The sequence below is a fragment of the Microbaculum marinisediminis genome, from assembly GCF_025397915.1.
GTDB classification, from domain to species: domain Bacteria; phylum Pseudomonadota; class Alphaproteobacteria; order Rhizobiales; family Tepidamorphaceae; genus Microbaculum; species Microbaculum marinisediminis.
Map to the genome: position 1 here is coordinate 200,065 of NZ_JALIDZ010000002.1, position 14,750 is coordinate 214,814.

The 14,750-nt window shown below is 66.8% G+C and carries 12 protein-coding genes; 7 read left to right on the plus strand and 5 right to left on the minus strand.

Annotated features, from left to right (window positions below; genetic code table 11):
* Window position 1: 1 nt before the first annotated feature.
* Window positions 2-1,207: a glycosyltransferase family 4 protein gene (locus tag MUB46_RS04260; protein ID WP_261614637.1), complete on the plus strand. Its 1,206-nt coding sequence runs from the start codon at window positions 2-4 to the stop codon at window positions 1,205-1,207.
* On the opposite strand, the gene MUB46_RS04265 is transcribed toward MUB46_RS04260, so the two are convergent.
* A complete protein-coding gene (locus MUB46_RS04265; RefSeq protein ID WP_261614638.1) occupies window positions 1,196-2,155 on the minus strand; it encodes a glycosyltransferase family 2 protein in 960 nt (319 codons plus the stop codon). The two genes, MUB46_RS04260 and MUB46_RS04265, sit on opposite strands and share 12 nt — an antisense overlap.
* 2 nt (window positions 2,156-2,157) lie before the next feature.
* The gene (locus tag MUB46_RS04270; RefSeq protein WP_261614997.1) at window positions 2,158-3,120 is read right to left on the minus strand and encodes a glycosyltransferase family 2 protein; all 963 of its coding nucleotides are present in this window, start codon (window positions 3,118-3,120) and stop codon (window positions 2,158-2,160) included.
* Window positions 3,121-3,325: 205 nt separating this feature from the next.
* Between MUB46_RS04270 and wecB the strand changes: the two genes are divergently transcribed.
* A complete protein-coding gene (wecB, locus tag MUB46_RS04275) occupies window positions 3,326-4,663 on the plus strand; it encodes a non-hydrolyzing UDP-N-acetylglucosamine 2-epimerase (protein ID WP_341850243.1) in 1,338 nt (445 codons plus the stop codon).
* Window positions 4,664-4,874: 211 nt separating this feature from the next.
* Here the strand turns inward: wecB and wecC are convergent, their stop codons facing one another.
* Entirely contained in the window at window positions 4,875-6,134 is a 1,260-nt protein-coding gene (gene wecC / locus MUB46_RS04280; protein WP_261614639.1) for a UDP-N-acetyl-D-mannosamine dehydrogenase, read from the minus strand.
* Window positions 6,127-8,199: a WecB/TagA/CpsF family glycosyltransferase gene (locus MUB46_RS04285; protein ID WP_261614640.1), complete on the minus strand. Its 2,073-nt coding sequence runs from the start codon at window positions 8,197-8,199 to the stop codon at window positions 6,127-6,129. The genes wecC and MUB46_RS04285 overlap by 8 nt, the downstream gene beginning before the upstream one ends.
* Before the next feature lie 767 nt (window positions 8,200-8,966).
* Here MUB46_RS04285 and MUB46_RS04290 point away from each other — a divergent pair.
* The 5 genes from MUB46_RS04290 to MUB46_RS04310 are packed head-to-tail and all read left to right on the plus strand — an operon-like array spanning window position 8,967 to window position 13,857.
* Complete coding sequence (locus tag MUB46_RS04290; RefSeq protein WP_261614641.1) at window positions 8,967-9,497, plus strand: acyltransferase; 531 nt, start codon at window positions 8,967-8,969, stop codon at window positions 9,495-9,497.
* Window positions 9,497-10,525 carry a Gfo/Idh/MocA family protein gene (locus MUB46_RS04295; protein ID WP_261614642.1) on the plus strand — a complete coding sequence of 343 codons (1,029 nt, stop codon included), beginning with the start codon at window positions 9,497-9,499 and terminating at the stop codon, window positions 10,523-10,525. The genes MUB46_RS04290 and MUB46_RS04295 overlap by 1 nt, the downstream gene beginning before the upstream one ends.
* Window positions 10,522-11,637 carry a DegT/DnrJ/EryC1/StrS family aminotransferase gene (locus MUB46_RS04300; RefSeq protein ID WP_261614643.1) on the plus strand — a complete coding sequence of 372 codons (1,116 nt, stop codon included), beginning with the start codon at window positions 10,522-10,524 and terminating at the stop codon, window positions 11,635-11,637. The genes MUB46_RS04295 and MUB46_RS04300 overlap by 4 nt, the downstream gene beginning before the upstream one ends.
* A 37-nt stretch (window positions 11,638-11,674) precedes the next feature.
* Window positions 11,675-12,652 (plus strand): SDR family NAD(P)-dependent oxidoreductase, encoded by a 978-nt coding sequence (locus MUB46_RS04305; RefSeq protein WP_261614999.1) that lies wholly within the window; start codon window positions 11,675-11,677, stop codon window positions 12,650-12,652.
* Window positions 12,649-13,857 (plus strand): DegT/DnrJ/EryC1/StrS family aminotransferase, encoded by a 1,209-nt coding sequence (locus tag MUB46_RS04310; protein ID WP_261614644.1) that lies wholly within the window; start codon window positions 12,649-12,651, stop codon window positions 13,855-13,857. Before MUB46_RS04305 ends, MUB46_RS04310 begins: the two co-directional genes overlap by 4 nt.
* A 143-nt stretch (window positions 13,858-14,000) precedes the next feature.
* Here the strand turns inward: MUB46_RS04310 and MUB46_RS04315 are convergent, their stop codons facing one another.
* Entirely contained in the window at window positions 14,001-14,738 is a 738-nt protein-coding gene (locus tag MUB46_RS04315; protein WP_261614645.1) for a Hint domain-containing protein, read from the minus strand.
* Between the last annotated feature and the right edge of the window lie 12 nt (window positions 14,739-14,750).

The following is a 14,750-nucleotide window of genomic DNA, read 5'->3' on the forward strand; positions in this document are numbered from 1 at the left end:
CATGAAAGTCCTGCTCATCGCCCCGACTTGCAATGGCGAAGACGTCGGCGAAGCCTGGGTGGCCTACCAGTGGGCACACGGGCTGGCGCAGCGCCACGACGTGACGCTGCTGACCTACCACAAGCGCGGTGCCAGACCGGCGTCGGAACAGCTTGAGGGCCTCAAGATCGTGGAGTGGCGCGAGCCGCCGGGACTCGGCCGGGCCGAGCGCCTGAACAGCATCCTGAAGCCCGGCTACGTTCCATTCTATATGCGCGCACGGGCGTGGATCCGCCGCGCCCTGGCGGAGAAAACCCATTTCGACGTGGCCCATCAGCCGGTCCCGGTGGCGATGCGCTACCCCTGCCCGTGCGCCGGCCTCGGCATTCCGTTCGTGATCGGACCGGTCGGCGGCGGCCTGCCCAATCCCGCCGGCTTCGAGTCCGCCGACACATCGGCGCCCTGGTACATGGGCCTGCGCGGGCTCGACGCGACGCGCCGGCGGTGGGACCCGATCCTGCGTCGCACCTACGAGGAGGCGGCCTGCGTTCTCGGGATCGCGCCGTATGTGCGGGACCTGCTCGCCGACTATTCCCTGCGCCGCTTCGAGACGATGAGCGAGACGGGCCTTCAGTCGATCCCCGCCCCCATCGACCGATCGGACCGTTCCGGGCCGGTCCGGCTCCTGTTCGTCGGGCGGCTCGTCAGGACCAAGGGCGTTCGCGAGGCGATCCGTGCGATGGCCGAGACGACCGACCTTCCGGTCCGGCTCGACGTCGTTGGCGACGGACCGGATCGCGGCATCTGCGAAGCCATGATCGCCGACCTGAACCTCGGCGACCGGGTCACGATGCATGGCTGGCAATCAAGGCCCGAGGTGGCGCGGTTCTACAGCGAGGCGGATATCTTCGTGTTTCCGAGCTATCGCGAGCCCGGCGGCAATGTCGCGCCCGAGGCCATGGGCTATTCGCTTCCCCTGATCGTGGTGGACCGTGGCGGACCGGGTGCGGCGACCACGGACGACTGCGCGATCAGGCTCGCGGTCACGACCCCGGAGGCGCTGACCCGCGACGTCGCCGAGGCTGTTAGAACACTCGCCACCGATCCCGACCGCCGGCGCCGCATGGGGGCGGCGGCCTATGACCACGTCAAGCGGACGGCGCTGTGGCCCGCCAAACTGGACCGGATGGGCGAGATCTACGAGGAGATCGCGACTTCAGGATCCTGAGCCTTCGTCGGCGAGGCGGGCGAAACCGCCGGCGCCGGCCGGGCGTTCCGACGACGTCGCCACCGTCGTCAGCGCCGCGTGGAAGGCTGCCCGGTGCCCCGGGCCGAGCACGTATCGCAGCCCGCCTTCGACCAGGAGGCCGGATCGATACATCGCCGTGGCGAGGCGGCCGTGGTGACGACGGAAGTAGCGGATACGGTTCCTGGTCATCAGCGCGGAGAGCTGCACGTTCTCGTGGTAGGCACCGCCGATATGGACGCATTGGGCGTCCGGAACGAGGCGGACCGAAAACCCGTGGTCGCGCACGCGCCTCAGATAATCCACCTCTTCGCTGTAGAGAAAGAACGACTCGTCCCACGCCCCCACCGCGGCGCGGGCACGCGCGCTCACCAGGAGTGCGGCACCCGTGGCCCAGTCTATCGCACCGCCAATACGATAGAGGTCCGGCGTCGCGACGAGCTCGCCGAGGCCGAGCGACGATGAGATCTTCGTCCCGAGCAGGGAATCCGACCAAATCGTCGAGAGCGAGGGCTCGCGCCGCACGGACCGGGCGATACTCCCGTCTTCGTTGAAGATCTTCGGCACAGCCACGCCCACGGAGGAGTCGGCCAGTTCGTCGAGAAGACGCGCGGCTGTACCGGGCAGCAGGCGGATATCGGGGTTCAGGATCAGGATGTCGCTGTCGGGGCCCGTGGTTGCGACCGCCGCATTGATTCCGGCCGAATAGCCGCCGTTTCTTCCGGTCCGCACCACCCGCGGGCGGAGGGGATGAGCCTCAGCGACATCCGCGCTGCCGTCGGAGGATGCATTGTCGGCGACCACGATTTCGCAATTGTCGACCCCCGCCAGCCCGTCTGAGAGGGAGTCGAGGTATCCGGTCAGCACATCGCTACTGTTATAAGACACGGTGACGACCGCCAGCCGCCGGGAACTCACGTCCGCTCGCATGGTCACGTCCTCCGGGACATCTCGACCGGATTGCTGCCGGTGGGGGCATCGCCGCGGTTCCACCGGCCGACCACCTCGTTCGCATCGTTACGCAACGCGATCGAGAGCATCCTGCCGGCGCGGTAGAGCCGCAGACGCGCGACAACGCCCCACGCGAGAGCGCGCGCACGCCAATCCGGCAACCCGGCGAGGCGGGCCAGCCGCACAATCTCGACCAGCGGGGACACCGCAACCACGCCGGCGCGCGCGACCCATTTCGCCATGGCCGTCGGGCCCGAAGGCCACTCGCCGAATTCGTGCGCGATGTGCCGGTCGTACCGGCGCACGAGCTCGGCATAGGAGCGGCACGACGGCGTGACCACGCACACGTCCGGCGCATAGGCTATGCGATAGCCCTGCGCGGTCGCGCGCTGTCCCCATTCGGTGTCTTCCATGGTGCCGATGCCGCCGAACGGCCCGACCGCCCGGAATACGTCCCCGCGCACGGCCATGTTGCCGGTGGCGGCATAGCCGTGCCGTTCGACATAGAGACGGTTGCGGTAGCAATAGGCGGATTCGTAGGCCTCGACGGCGTTGGGCCGGCGAGGATCCGACCAGGCGACCTTTATGTCGCCGCCGATCACGTCGATGTCCGGATTGGCGTCGAAAAACCCTACGATTCCCGCGATCCAGCCTTCGGCGGCCATGCAATCGGCGTCGATGAACGCGATTATCGCCGCCCGACTCAGGTCTACCCCGTGATTCCGCGCCGGGCCCGGACCGGGCGTATCCTCGCGCGCCAGCCGTACCCCCTCAAATGCCGCGCAGACGGCCTGCGGGCTGATTCGCGACCCGTTGTCGACGACGATCACCTCGAACGGAATCCCGTCAACACGCTGCGAATCGAGCGCGCGCAGGCATTCCGCCAGCTTTTCCGGCTCGTTTAGGTGCGGAATGATGACGCTGACCGCGGGAAACGGTTCGATCGGACTTCTCCGCCGATTATTTGATCATGCGCCGATAATTCGTGCCGCCGTCTCCGGCTTCCAGTCAGCCAAAAAGCGTAGCGGTTCATCAATTCCGGTGCCGCGGGTAGTCGCAAACTGCTTGCCCCACGGTCATCTTGGCAACTGGTGCCCGATATGGGGCCCGCTAGGCTGTTCGACATGAAGAAATCGGACCGCCGCAACGATGAACCGACCTTCTAGCCCCCCGGACCACAAGCGCGCGGTAGCGCTGCCGCCGAGCGCCCTGCAGGCCCTTGGCAAAGGTACGCCCACGCTGCGGCCTCGCCGCGGCGATATCCGCAAGGTCATGCTCGTCTACGGCACGCGACCCGAGGCCATCAAGATGGCGCCGCTGGTCAAGGCCGTGCAGGCGTCCGGAAACCTCTCCGCCTGCATCGCGGTCACCGGCCAGCATCGCGCGATGCTCGATCAGATCAACGATCTGTTCGGCATCAACCCGGCCATCGACCTCGACATCATTATGGAGCGGCAGCGGCTCGAGGACATCACGAGCCGGGCGCTGAACGGCGTGTCCGATGCGATCGTCGCCGAATCGCCCGATGCGGTGCTGGTGCAAGGCGATACGACCACGTGTTTCGCCGCGGCGCTGGCCGCGTTCTACAACAAGGTGCCGGTCTTCCACCTTGAAGCCGGCCTGCGGACCGGCGATGCCTACAATCCGTTCCCGGAAGAGATCAACCGGCGGCTGACGACGAACCTGGCGAATGTCCATCTCGCCCCGACGGCCACCGCGAAGGCGAATCTCGTCGCCGACGGCGTGCCCGCCGAAAGCATCTACATCACCGGCAACACCGTGATCGACGCTCTGCTCGACGTGGTTTCGCGCAAGCTGCCGATCGAGAACGCGGACCTGACCCCGGTCATCGGGAAGCGCAGCGTTCTGGTCACGGCGCATCGGCGCGAATCCTGGGGCGAGCCGATGGCGCGAATCGCCAGATCGGTGCGGCAGCTGGCCGGAAAGTTCCCGGACACCGTCTTCCTGCTTCCCGCCCACCTCAATCCCGTCGTTCGCGACGTCCTGCTGCCACCGCTTCAGGGCCTCAGGAACGTGGTGGTGACCTCGCCGCTCGGCTACAGCGACTTCGCGCTGGCGCTGAACAACGCCTCGGTGGTTCTGACCGACAGCGGCGGCGTGCAGGAGGAGGCGCCGAGCCTGGGCAAGCCGGTCCTGGTGATGCGCGACACGACGGAACGGCCGGAAGCCGTCTCCGCCGGAACGGTCCGCCTCGTCGGGACCAACGAAAGGGCCATCGTCGACGGCGTTTCCGAGCTATTGACGGACGGGGGCGCCCACGGCGCCATGGCCAGGGCGGTCAATCCGTATGGAGACGGCCGGGCGGCACGACGCTGCGTCGCGGCGATCGAGCACTTCTTCGGATTTGGCGGACGGCCCCGGGACTTCACGTCCCATATCGACCCGCGCCCCGCCTCCAGGCCGTCGGTTCCGAACACCACGCGGGTCGTGGACGATCACCCCGCCGCAGCGCATATGGCGCAGTGACCTGAACGCCGTGTTCTCGATGGAAGAACACGACGAAGCCGGCCGCGCGGCGGCCGGTTGCGGTCAAGGCGTTCGGAAGATTCCCCAATCGGACTGATATCAAGCCGCTTCACGGCAATCGCGGTCGCGGCGATCTAGCCGCTTTCGGCTTCGGCGGACGGCCCGGGGAACTTCACGTCCCGATTCCAGGCTCAGCCCGCATCGAAGGCCGTCAGTTCCAGACACCACGCGTGTCGTAGACGACCTTCCCGCCGAAGCGCGTATGGCGCAGTGACCTGAACTTCTCGTGCTCGACGAGCAGCACGACGATATCGGCGCGCTCGACGGCGTCGGCGGCCGGCTCCAGTCGCACGTTCGACATCTCCCCCAACCGGCCGGGTATCGAGCCGTTGATGAAGGGGTCGGAGATCAGCACCGTGACCTCCGGCCGGGCCGAGGCGATCAGTTCCACGACCTCGATCGCCGGGCTTTCGCGGAAGTCGTCGACATCGGCCTTGAAGCTCAGCCCCAGGCAGGAGATGACCGGTTCGCGGAACCGCTCCGAACTCGCGATCACGGCATTGGCGACATGGTGCGGCTTGTGGTCGTTCACTTCGCGCGCGGCCCGCAGGAGCTTTGTGACGCCGGGTGCGGCGCCGATGATGAACCATGGATCGACGGGAATGCAGTGTCCGCCCACGCCCGGCCCCGGGCTGAGGATGTTTACGCGCGGATGCCTGTTAGCGAGGCGGATTACCTCCCACACGTCCAGGTGCAGTTCCTCGCAGATCATCGACAGCTCGTTCGCGAAGGCGATGTTCACGTCGCGATACGCGTTCTCGATCAGCTTCGACATTTCCGCCGTCGCCGCGTCGGTGAGCAGGATCTCGCCCTGCGCGAACACACGGTAGAGCTCGGCCGCGCGCTCCGAACAGCGGCTGGTCATGCCGCCGATCACGCGATCGTTGGTGACGATCTCGATCATGATCCGGCCCGGCAGCACGCGCTCGGGGCAATGCGCGACGTGGACCTCGGTCATGCCGTCGTGGTTGTGCGGCATCTTGAGGTCGGGACGTAGCGCGCCGATCCAGCGGCTGACCTTTTCCGTCGTGCCCGGCGGCGACGTCGATTCCAGGATCACGATCGCGCCCGGCTGGATGCGCGGCGCGATCTGTTCGGCGGCCGCCTTCACGTAGGTCAGATCGGCCGAGCGGTCGGGATTGAAGGGCGTGGGAACGGCGATGATGTAGGCTTCGGCCTCCGGCGTCTCCGTGGTCGCGGTCAGCCGGCCCAACGCCACGGCGCCGCTGACGCCCACCGCCAGGTCCGGTTCGACGAACGGAACCCGTCCCTGCGACACCGCTTCGATGGTCTTCGGATTCACATCGACGCCAATGACGTCGACGCCCCGTGTGGCGAGGGCGACGGCGGTGGGAAGTCCCACATAGCCCAACCCCAGAACGGCTACGCGGCCGTTGAACGCTTTACCCATGGTGCAGTTCCGGTCGAGAGGTACGCGTCTCGGATGTCGCCGCGGAAGACAGGATCCGCGGCGGATAGTGGGTGCTCGGAGGCGGCGCGGTGCGACGACCGGCCATTTCCTTCGCCGTCAGCAGGATGAACGCGGTGTTGGTATGGAGATACCGGCGCCACATCCGCCGCGGCTCTTGCGCCAGACGGTAGGCCCATTCCATGCCCATTTTCTGCCAGCTCGCAGGCGCGCGCCTGGTCTTGCCGGCGAGCACATCGAACGAACCGCCGACGCCGTGCATGACCGGGACGGCCAATGCGTCCCGGTAGGTAGCGAGGAACGTCTCCTTTTTCGGAGACGGCATGCCGAGAAACAGCATGTCCGGCTGGCAATCCCGGATCTCCGCGGCGATCGCGTCGGCCTCGTGATCCTCGAAATAGCCGTGTCGCCGGCCCACGATCCGCAGGCCCGGGAAGCGGCGGCCCAACTGGAACTCCAGATCCCGCAGGACGTCGGCTTTGGCCCCGAACAGGAAGACCGAGTGATTTCCCTTGTGGGCGACATGGAGCAGGCGCTCGAAGATGTCGATCCCGGTCACCCGCTCGGGAACCGGCGCGCGCAAAAGGCGGCTCGCCCAGACGACCGACTGGCCGTCGGCGAGCAGGACATCGCATTTCTGGAGCGCACCGTGCAGGGCCGCGTCCTTGCGGACGTTGACGACCTTGGAGGCGTTGACGACGCCCAGCAACAGCGGCTGCCGCGTTCTAACGGCCTGCCGGCACTGATCGACGACATCGTCGATCCGCAGCGCGTGGACGCGCAGGCCGAACAGCGTGGACACGTTGTCGGGCGCCTCGGGAAGCGGCGCGGAACCGACGGCGGCATGTTCGACCGGCCGCCGCAGCCCGGCCATCACGCCGTCGGCGCACCAGGCATAGAGCAGCCAGCCGAGCTCATACGGGCGGCACTCGTAATCGATCCGATTGGCCGGAAACAGGGCATCCACGGCGGGAATGCGCAGGCCGGGCGCGGTGGCCGTGGTGACGGAGGCGATGCTCCGCACGGCCTTCTTGGGCTCCCGGCGCGCGACCTTGCGCCAGATCATATGGGCATCTTCGCTGACCAGTTGCGCGGAGGTCTCGGGATGCCGGTCGAGCCACTCGACCCCCTTGATGATCGCGTCGAGATAGTCCGTGCCGCCGGCTTCCATCAGGTCCAGAAGCCCCATCGGCGCCATCCCGTGCTGATGGACGCTGTAGACGGGATAGCGCTCGACGACGTCGCCGTTGCGCACGTCGTAGTGCCAGATCCACTGCCCCTCGCGGCCCTGGCAGGCGACGATACGGGCAGCGCAGGCGTTTGCCGCGGCCAGGGCCCGTTCATCGCCGAACGCCGCCGCGTAGCGGGCGAGCGCTTGGATCGGATAGATCTGATCGGCGAAACACCCCACGTGCCGCCTCAGGCGACCGATCGCCGTGTCCGGCAGCTTGTGCGGAAACAGGCCGGCCAGCGACTGCCCCGCCCGCAGGCGCTTGGCCGCCGCCTTCGCAAGCCCGGCCGTGTCGCGGTAGGCAAGACCCGCGACCGCCGCCGTCAGGGCCCAGGCGCACACCACCGTGTCGACCGGGACATCCGAGCCGATGGCGCGTTCCAGTCGCTCGAAGAGTACCGCATCGGCACGGCCGGCGACCTCGGCCACAGCCCAGGCCCCCAGCGCGACGCTTCCCAGATCCTCGGACGTCTCCGCCCGCTTGGCGCTGTGTATCGCGAGGTCTGCGGCACTGAAGCCTTCCAACACACGCGTCTGCGTCGCCCGGTCGCGCTGGCCGAGCCCAAGGGCCACGATCAGCGCGTAGCGGAGGCTGTCCCCCTCGGCGCGCACCTCGGGAATCACGCCCGGGATGCGTCGGCCGGTATGGGCGAATCCCTCATGGCTCCGAAGCTTGGGGAGGCCGGCTTCCGACAGTTCGATGAATTGCTCGATGCGCGCACGTACCTCCGGAGACGCCGCCCCGGCAAGCTCAAGGCGGCTGCGCCGCGAAACGTCGCGCATCGGAATACTGTGCTGGGTCGTGAATGATTGCATGCAGGCTACTCGGACACCCTCTTGTCTGCGCAAGACTCTCGGGTCGCCATCGCCCGATCAAGTATTTCTCACGGCAATGAAACTAGTTTTTCGGATAGAACCTGTATTGGCCCACCGCTCCAAGCAGGTATTAATTTATTGCTTTGGCTTAGCGGCCAACCGAAGTGACGGTGAGCTCAAGCGTCGTTTGGTCAGGACCCGGTGCCATTCGACGAGGTTCGGCCGTCATACGAGACCGAAAGGCGTATGATTCCAGGTCGAAACCCGGCTGCGACAGCTGGAAAATCAACTGGGAAGGGCCCGACCGGACCGAAGGCCGCGACCGAACCCGAGATATACGGGGCGCGCGAAGGACAGGGTGCGAAAGCGCCGAAATCGCGGACCGAGGCGCCTGCGGACGACCGACCGCCGCGCGAACGTCGGGAAACGCACGGCTTTGTGTGCGCGAATCGCACGCGGCACCGATTGACGGCCCGCAGACGCCGCGAGTCGACGCAGACGCCGGCGCCAACCCGATCGGGTCCGATCCGGGACCAACCGACGCGGTCTCACGGGCCAAGCGGGCGAAAATCGCCCGTTGTGAAGCGGGCCTGGCGCCTGTCACCCCGTCCGGTCGCCCGCGTTCCTCCGCCATAGGATCCGGAAAATCATCCGTTTGGTCTAGGCGGCGATCGTCCGCTTGTAACCGCCTGACCATTTTGGGCGGTTTTACGGGACGGCGTACGCGATAGCCTCCGGGTCAACGAAGGCTAGGGGCTATCCAGTAAATGCCGCTCAATAATGTTGTTCTCGGCGACGATGTTTCCATTACGCATCCCGACCTGGTCAATCTTTACGGTTGCCAGATAGGCAGCGGAAGTAAAATCGGACCGTTCGTCGAAATACAGAAAAACAGTTCCGTCGGGAAGAACTGCAAGATTTCTTCCCACTCCTTCGTCTGCGAAGGCGTGACCATCGAGGACAACGTCATGGTCGCCCATGGCGTCGTTTTCACCAACGACCTCTTCCCCCGCGCCACAAACGAAGACGGCTCGATGCAGGACGAGGCCGATTGGGAGGTGGTGCCGACGCGCGTATGCCGCGGGGCATCGATCGGCTCGAACGCCACGATCCTCGCCGGCGTGACGGTCGGCGCGCGCGCCATCGTCGGCGCCGGCGCGGTTGTGACCCAGGACGTACCCGAAAACGCGATCGTCGCCGGCGTGCCGGCGCGGGTGCTCCGGTTCCTCGACAAGGGAGCCGAAGGGCAAGACCCGAAAGTCGCATTCCTCAACACGAAATCGGCGGAGCTACGGTGATGATCGGTATTGGCCTTGTCGGTTATGGCTATTGGGGCCCGAACCTGGCGCGTTGCGTATCGGAATCGGACGGCTGCCGTCTGGCCGCGATCGCCGACGCGTCGGAGAAATCCCGCGAACGGGCCGGCCAGCGGCATCCCTCGGCGCAGCTGCATGCGAGCTGGGAAGAGATGCTGAAGGATCCGGGCGTCGACGCCGTCCTGATCGCCACCCCCGTATGCACCCACTACGAGATCGCGGCGGCGGCACTGACGGCCGGCAAGCATGTCCTGGTGGAAAAGCCGATCACGGAGACCTCCGAACAGGCGCAGCGCCTCATCGACATGGCCAACCGCGGCGGGCTGACGCTGATGGTCGACCACACCTTCGTCTATACGGGCGCGGTGCGGAAGATCCGAGACCTGATCGCGGACGGCACGGTCGGCGACATTTACTATTATGAGTCGACCCGCATCAATCTCGGCCTGTTCCAGGGCGACGTGAACGTGATCTGGGACCTCGCGGTCCACGATTTCGCGATCCTCGAATTCATCCTGGGCGCCGAGCCCGTATCGATCACCGCGGTCGGGGCCGGGCACATCCATCGCAACCAGGAGAGCCTCGCCCACCTCAGCGTCCATTTCGACAACGGCACGCTGGCCCATATCAACGTGAACTGGCTGGCACCGGTGAAGGTTCGCCAGACGCTGATCGGCGGCAGCCGGCGGATGATCGTCTACGACGACCTCGAGCCCAGCGAGAAGATCAAGGTCTACGACCGTGGCGTCCATCTCTCGGCCGATCCGCAGAGCGCCAACGACGTCCGCATCTCCTACCGCACCGGCGACATGTGGGCCCCGCAGCTTTCCACCAGGGAAGCCCTGCTCGGCGTCATCGAGGACTTCGCCGCGAGCATTAACGGCCACGGACAGCCGACCTCGAGCGGCGTCAGCGGACTGCGCGTCGTGCGCATGCTGGAGGCCGCCGCCCAGTCGTTGAGTTCCGGTGGCCACCCCGTCGAGTTCGCCCGTCTGAAGGCCGCATCATGATCCCGTTTCAAGACCTGGGCGCGCAGCACCGCGCGCTGCGCGACGAACTGCTTCCCGAAATCACCGCCATCCTCGATAGCGGACGGTTCGTGCTCGGGGAGCCGGTAGAGACGTTCGAGACCGATTTCGCCGCGTTCTGCGGGACGCGCGACGCCGTCACGGTCAATTCGGGGACGTCGGCCCTTCACCTCGCCCTGCTCGCGGCGGGCGTCGGGCCGGGCGACGAAGTGGTCACGGTGTCGATGACGTTCGTCGCGACGGTCGCGGCGATCCTGTATTGCGGCGCGACGCCGGTCTACGTCGACATCGACCCGGATACCTGGACGATGGACTCCGCCGCACTGAAGACGGCCATCACCCCGCGCACCAAGGCGATCGTCCCGGTGCACCTGCACGGCCGCATCGCCGACATGTCGGCGATTATGGAGATCGCGCGGGACCGCGAGATCGTGGTGATCGAGGACGCGGCGCAGGCGCATGGCGCCGAACGCGACGGGACCTGCGCCGGCGCCTTCGCGGACCTGGGATGCTTTTCCTTCTATCCCGGCAAGAACCTGGGCGCGGCGGGCGAAGGCGGCGCGGTCGTCACCAACCGACCGGACCTCGCCGAGCGCATGCGCGTCCTGCGCGACTGGGGACAGGCCGGGAAGTATAACCACGTGGTTCAGGGCTTCAACTACCGCATGGATGCCCTGCAGGCCGCGATCCTGAAGGTCAAGCTGCGCCATCTGCCGGCCTGGACCGAGCAACGCCAGGAGGCCGGTGCGCTGTACGACCGGCTGCTGGCGGATATCGATGTCGGGCGCCCGGCGCCGGCGGGACGCGATCACGTCTATCACGTCTATGCCATCACAGCGGCGAACCGCGACCGGCTGCAGGCCGATCTGACCGTGGCGGGCATCGCCACCGGCATTCACTATCCCAGGCCGGTTCATCTGCAGAAGGCCTATGCCGACTGCCGCTATCCCGCAGGCTCGCTTCCGGTGACCGAGGCGTTCGCGTCAACGACGCTGTCGCTTCCGATCTTCCCCGAGATCACGGCCGAGCAGATACAGACCGTCGCCACCACGCTGGCCTCCATTCGCGAGAAAGACCATGCCGATGCAGCCTGACCTCTCTTCACTGACCGCCACCGACGACCTGGAGCGCCTGAAGGGCAAGCGCATCCTGATCACCGGCGGCTGCGGCTTCGTGGGATCGCATATCGCGGATCTGCTGGTCGAGGCCGGCTGCTCGAAGATCGTCCTTCTGGACAACATGGTGCGCGGCCGCATCGAGAACGTCTCGAAGGCGGCGCGGTCGGGAACCGTCCACATCGTCCAGGGCGACATCCGCGACGGCGCGCTGATCGACACCCTGGTCGCGGGAAGCGATATCGTCTTCCATCAGGCCGCCCTGCGCATCACCCATTGCGCCGCCGAGCCGCAGGCCGCTTTCGAGGTCATGGCGACGGCCACGTTCGACCTCCTGCAGAAATGCGTCACCCACAAGATCGAAAAGGTGGTGATGGCGTCGTCGGCCTCGATCTACGGCATGGCCGAGGAATTCCCGACAGGGGAGAACCATCATCCCTACGCCAACCGGACGCTCTACGGCGCGTGCAAGACGTTCGGCGAGGGGCTGCTGCGCTCCTACAATGACATGTTCGGGCTCGACTACGTCGCGTTGCGCTACTTCAACGTCTACGGGCCGCGCATGGACCTGCACGGCAAGTACACCGAGGTGCTGATCCGCTGGATGGACCGGATCGCCGCCGGCGACGCGCCGATCATCTTCGGCGACGGTCTGCAGACGATGGACATGATCCATGTTCGCGACGTCGCGCGGGCCAACGTGCTGTCCGCCGTCGCGCCCGCCAGCGACGTCGTGCTGAACGTCGGCTCGGGCACGGAGACGTCGCTGCTCGACCTCGCCAATATCCTGACGGAGATCCTCGGCCGGCCGGATCTGCGCCCGATCCACGAGGCGGAACGGGCGGTCAACCCGGTGCCGCGGCGCCTCGCCGACGTCGAGGAGGCCGCGCGCCTCATCGGGTTCCGCTCCTCGATCGGCCTCAACGACGGCATGGCCGACCTGGTTGCCTGGTGGGCCAAGGAACGGGGGCAGATCGGGGTCGCGGCCGAATGATCCCGATCGCCAAACCGCTTCTGGGAGAGGAAGAGGCGCGCGCCGCCGCCGACGTGGTTCTGTCCGGCTGGCTCACGCAGGGGCCGCAGGTGGCGGCCTTCGAGAGCGAATTCGCCGCGACCGTCGGCGCCGCGCATGCCTGCGCCGTATCGAACTGCACCGTGGCGCTCCACCTCGCCTTGCTATCGGTGGACGTCGGGCCCGGCGACGAAGTGATCACGGTCAGCCACACGTTCATCGCCTGCGCCAACGCGATCCGTCAGTGCGGCGCCACGCCGGTCTTCGTCGACATCGACCCGACGACGTTCTGCATCGATCCGGCCGCGATGGCCGCGGCGATCACCCCGCGCACGAAGGCGATCCTCGCCGTCCATCAGATGGGGATGCCCTGCAACCTGGCCGCCGTCCTGGAGATCGCGGACGTGGACCGCCTGCCGCTGATCGAGGACGCGGCCTGTGCCGTCGGCTCCGAAATCAATGTCGGCGGCGAATGGCAGAAGATCGGACGACCGCACGGCACGATCGCATGTTTCTCGTTCCATCCGCGCAAGGTCATGACGGTGGGCGACGGCGGCATGCTGACCACCAACGATCCGGAGCTGGACAGCAAGTTCCGGCTGCTGCGGCAACACGGCATGAGCATTCCCGATACGGTCCGGCACAGCGCCAAGACGGTGCTGTTCGAAAGCTACGACGTGCCGGGCTTCAACTACCGGCTGACGGACATGCAGGCCGCGATCGGCCGCCATCAGCTCACCCGGCTGCCGGATATCGTCGCCCGCAGGCGCGCGCTCGCCGCGCGCTACGAACGGGCGCTCGTCGATATCGGCGGCGTCGTACCGCCGTTCGAACCGGATTGGGCACGCAGCAACTGGCAGTCCTATTGCGTACGCCTGCCCGCGCGGGTCGACCAGAAGACACTGATGAACGACATGCTGAACGATGGCGTGGCGACCCGGCGCGGCATCATGTGCATTCACCGCGAACCCGCCTATGCCGATCACCCGTGCCCGTGGCCCCTGACGGACTCCGAAGCCGCCCAGGACCGGTGCATCCTGCTGCCTCTCTTCGCCCAGATGACCGACGCGGAGCAGGACACGGTCATCACGTCGCTGCGGCGGGCCCTCGAGAAGCAGTCCGGCCCCGCGGTGCGGCTCGCTCCGAAGACAAACGCGACCGCCCACGACACCGTCTCGACCGCCTGACCATCCCCCGCGCAACGTCACGGCACGAATAGAATAGAAAGCGCCCGCGATATTTCTATCGCGGGCGTTTCTTCAGGTCTTCAGGTCTTGACTTCTTCAGGTCAGGGGTGTGGCCCGACCTTATCCAGGCCGGGCCAAATCGTTCACGCCGCAAGCGCCGGCGCGAGGGCTTCCGCCCGGGCGATCAGCCGCTGATTGACGCGCTGGATCGGGTCGCGCACATCGACGAAGTGCGAGGCGCCGAGCCGCATCATCGCGGTCAGGTGCGAGCGTCCACCCGAATACCACACACGCGGCGCATAGGGCGTCATCTCGGCCGGTACGTCGCCACCCAGACGGCGTTCGTACTCGGCGAAGTTCGAGAAGTTCTCGTGCTCGCCGGCCTTCAGGAGCAGGCTCTCGGCCGCGACGCCTTCCGCGAGGAGCACGTCATGGCTATCGAGCAGCACGTGGAAGTACTCGATCGTGTCGGTGTTCGCCGGCGTCGCGGCCGTGATCGTCATGTCGTTGACGAGATCCTTGGCCGGCATCAGGTGGCCGTCGAGATACAGGAAGTGCCAGGGCGACAGGTAGAGGTCGCGATGGGGAACTCCTTCGCTGATCGCCGAACGCGCGATCCGGATCGGCTTGACGTCCGCCGGCCAGTCGCGAGCGGTCTTTTGATAGACGCTGCGGCCAACCCACCGGATCGGCGCAAAGCCGCCATCGAGGGTCTGAACGAGATCGCCGGCCTTGAGCGCTTCGACGGCAACCTCGCCGCGATCGGTCATGATGCGCGTGGCGCGCAGGAAGCACTGGGTGGCTCCACCACCGCCGCCGCCGCCACCGCCACCGCCACCGTCGCCCGGGGTCCCGCCGTTGCCGCGATAGCTGCGCGTCATGCCGCCGCGAGC

Excerpts from the sequence above, each read along its gene's own strand:
- MUB46_RS04290 (WP_261614641.1), top strand. The coding sequence starts at position 8,967 with ATGCCGCTCAATAATGTTGTTCTCGGCGACGATGTTTCCATTACGCAT.
- MUB46_RS04295 (WP_261614642.1), top strand. The coding sequence starts at position 9,497 with ATGATCGGTATTGGCCTTGTCGGTTATGGCTATTGGGGCCCGAACCTG.
- MUB46_RS04285 (WP_261614640.1), bottom strand. The coding sequence starts at position 8,199 with ATGCAATCATTCACGACCCAGCACAGTATTCCGATGCGCGACGTTTCG.
- MUB46_RS04260 (WP_261614637.1), top strand. The coding sequence starts at position 2 with ATGAAAGTCCTGCTCATCGCCCCGACTTGCAATGGCGAAGACGTCGGC.
- MUB46_RS04310 (WP_261614644.1), top strand. The coding sequence starts at position 12,649 with ATGATCCCGATCGCCAAACCGCTTCTGGGAGAGGAAGAGGCGCGCGCC.
- MUB46_RS04300 (WP_261614643.1), top strand. The coding sequence starts at position 10,522 with ATGATCCCGTTTCAAGACCTGGGCGCGCAGCACCGCGCGCTGCGCGAC.
- MUB46_RS04265 (WP_261614638.1), bottom strand. The coding sequence starts at position 2,155 with ATGCGAGCGGACGTGAGTTCCCGGCGGCTGGCGGTCGTCACCGTGTCT.
- wecB (WP_341850243.1), top strand. The coding sequence starts at position 3,326 with ATGAACCGACCTTCTAGCCCCCCGGACCACAAGCGCGCGGTAGCGCTG.
- wecC (WP_261614639.1), bottom strand. The coding sequence starts at position 6,134 with ATGGGTAAAGCGTTCAACGGCCGCGTAGCCGTTCTGGGGTTGGGCTAT.
- MUB46_RS04315 (WP_261614645.1), bottom strand. The coding sequence starts at position 14,738 with ATGACGCGCAGCTATCGCGGCAACGGCGGGACCCCGGGCGACGGTGGC.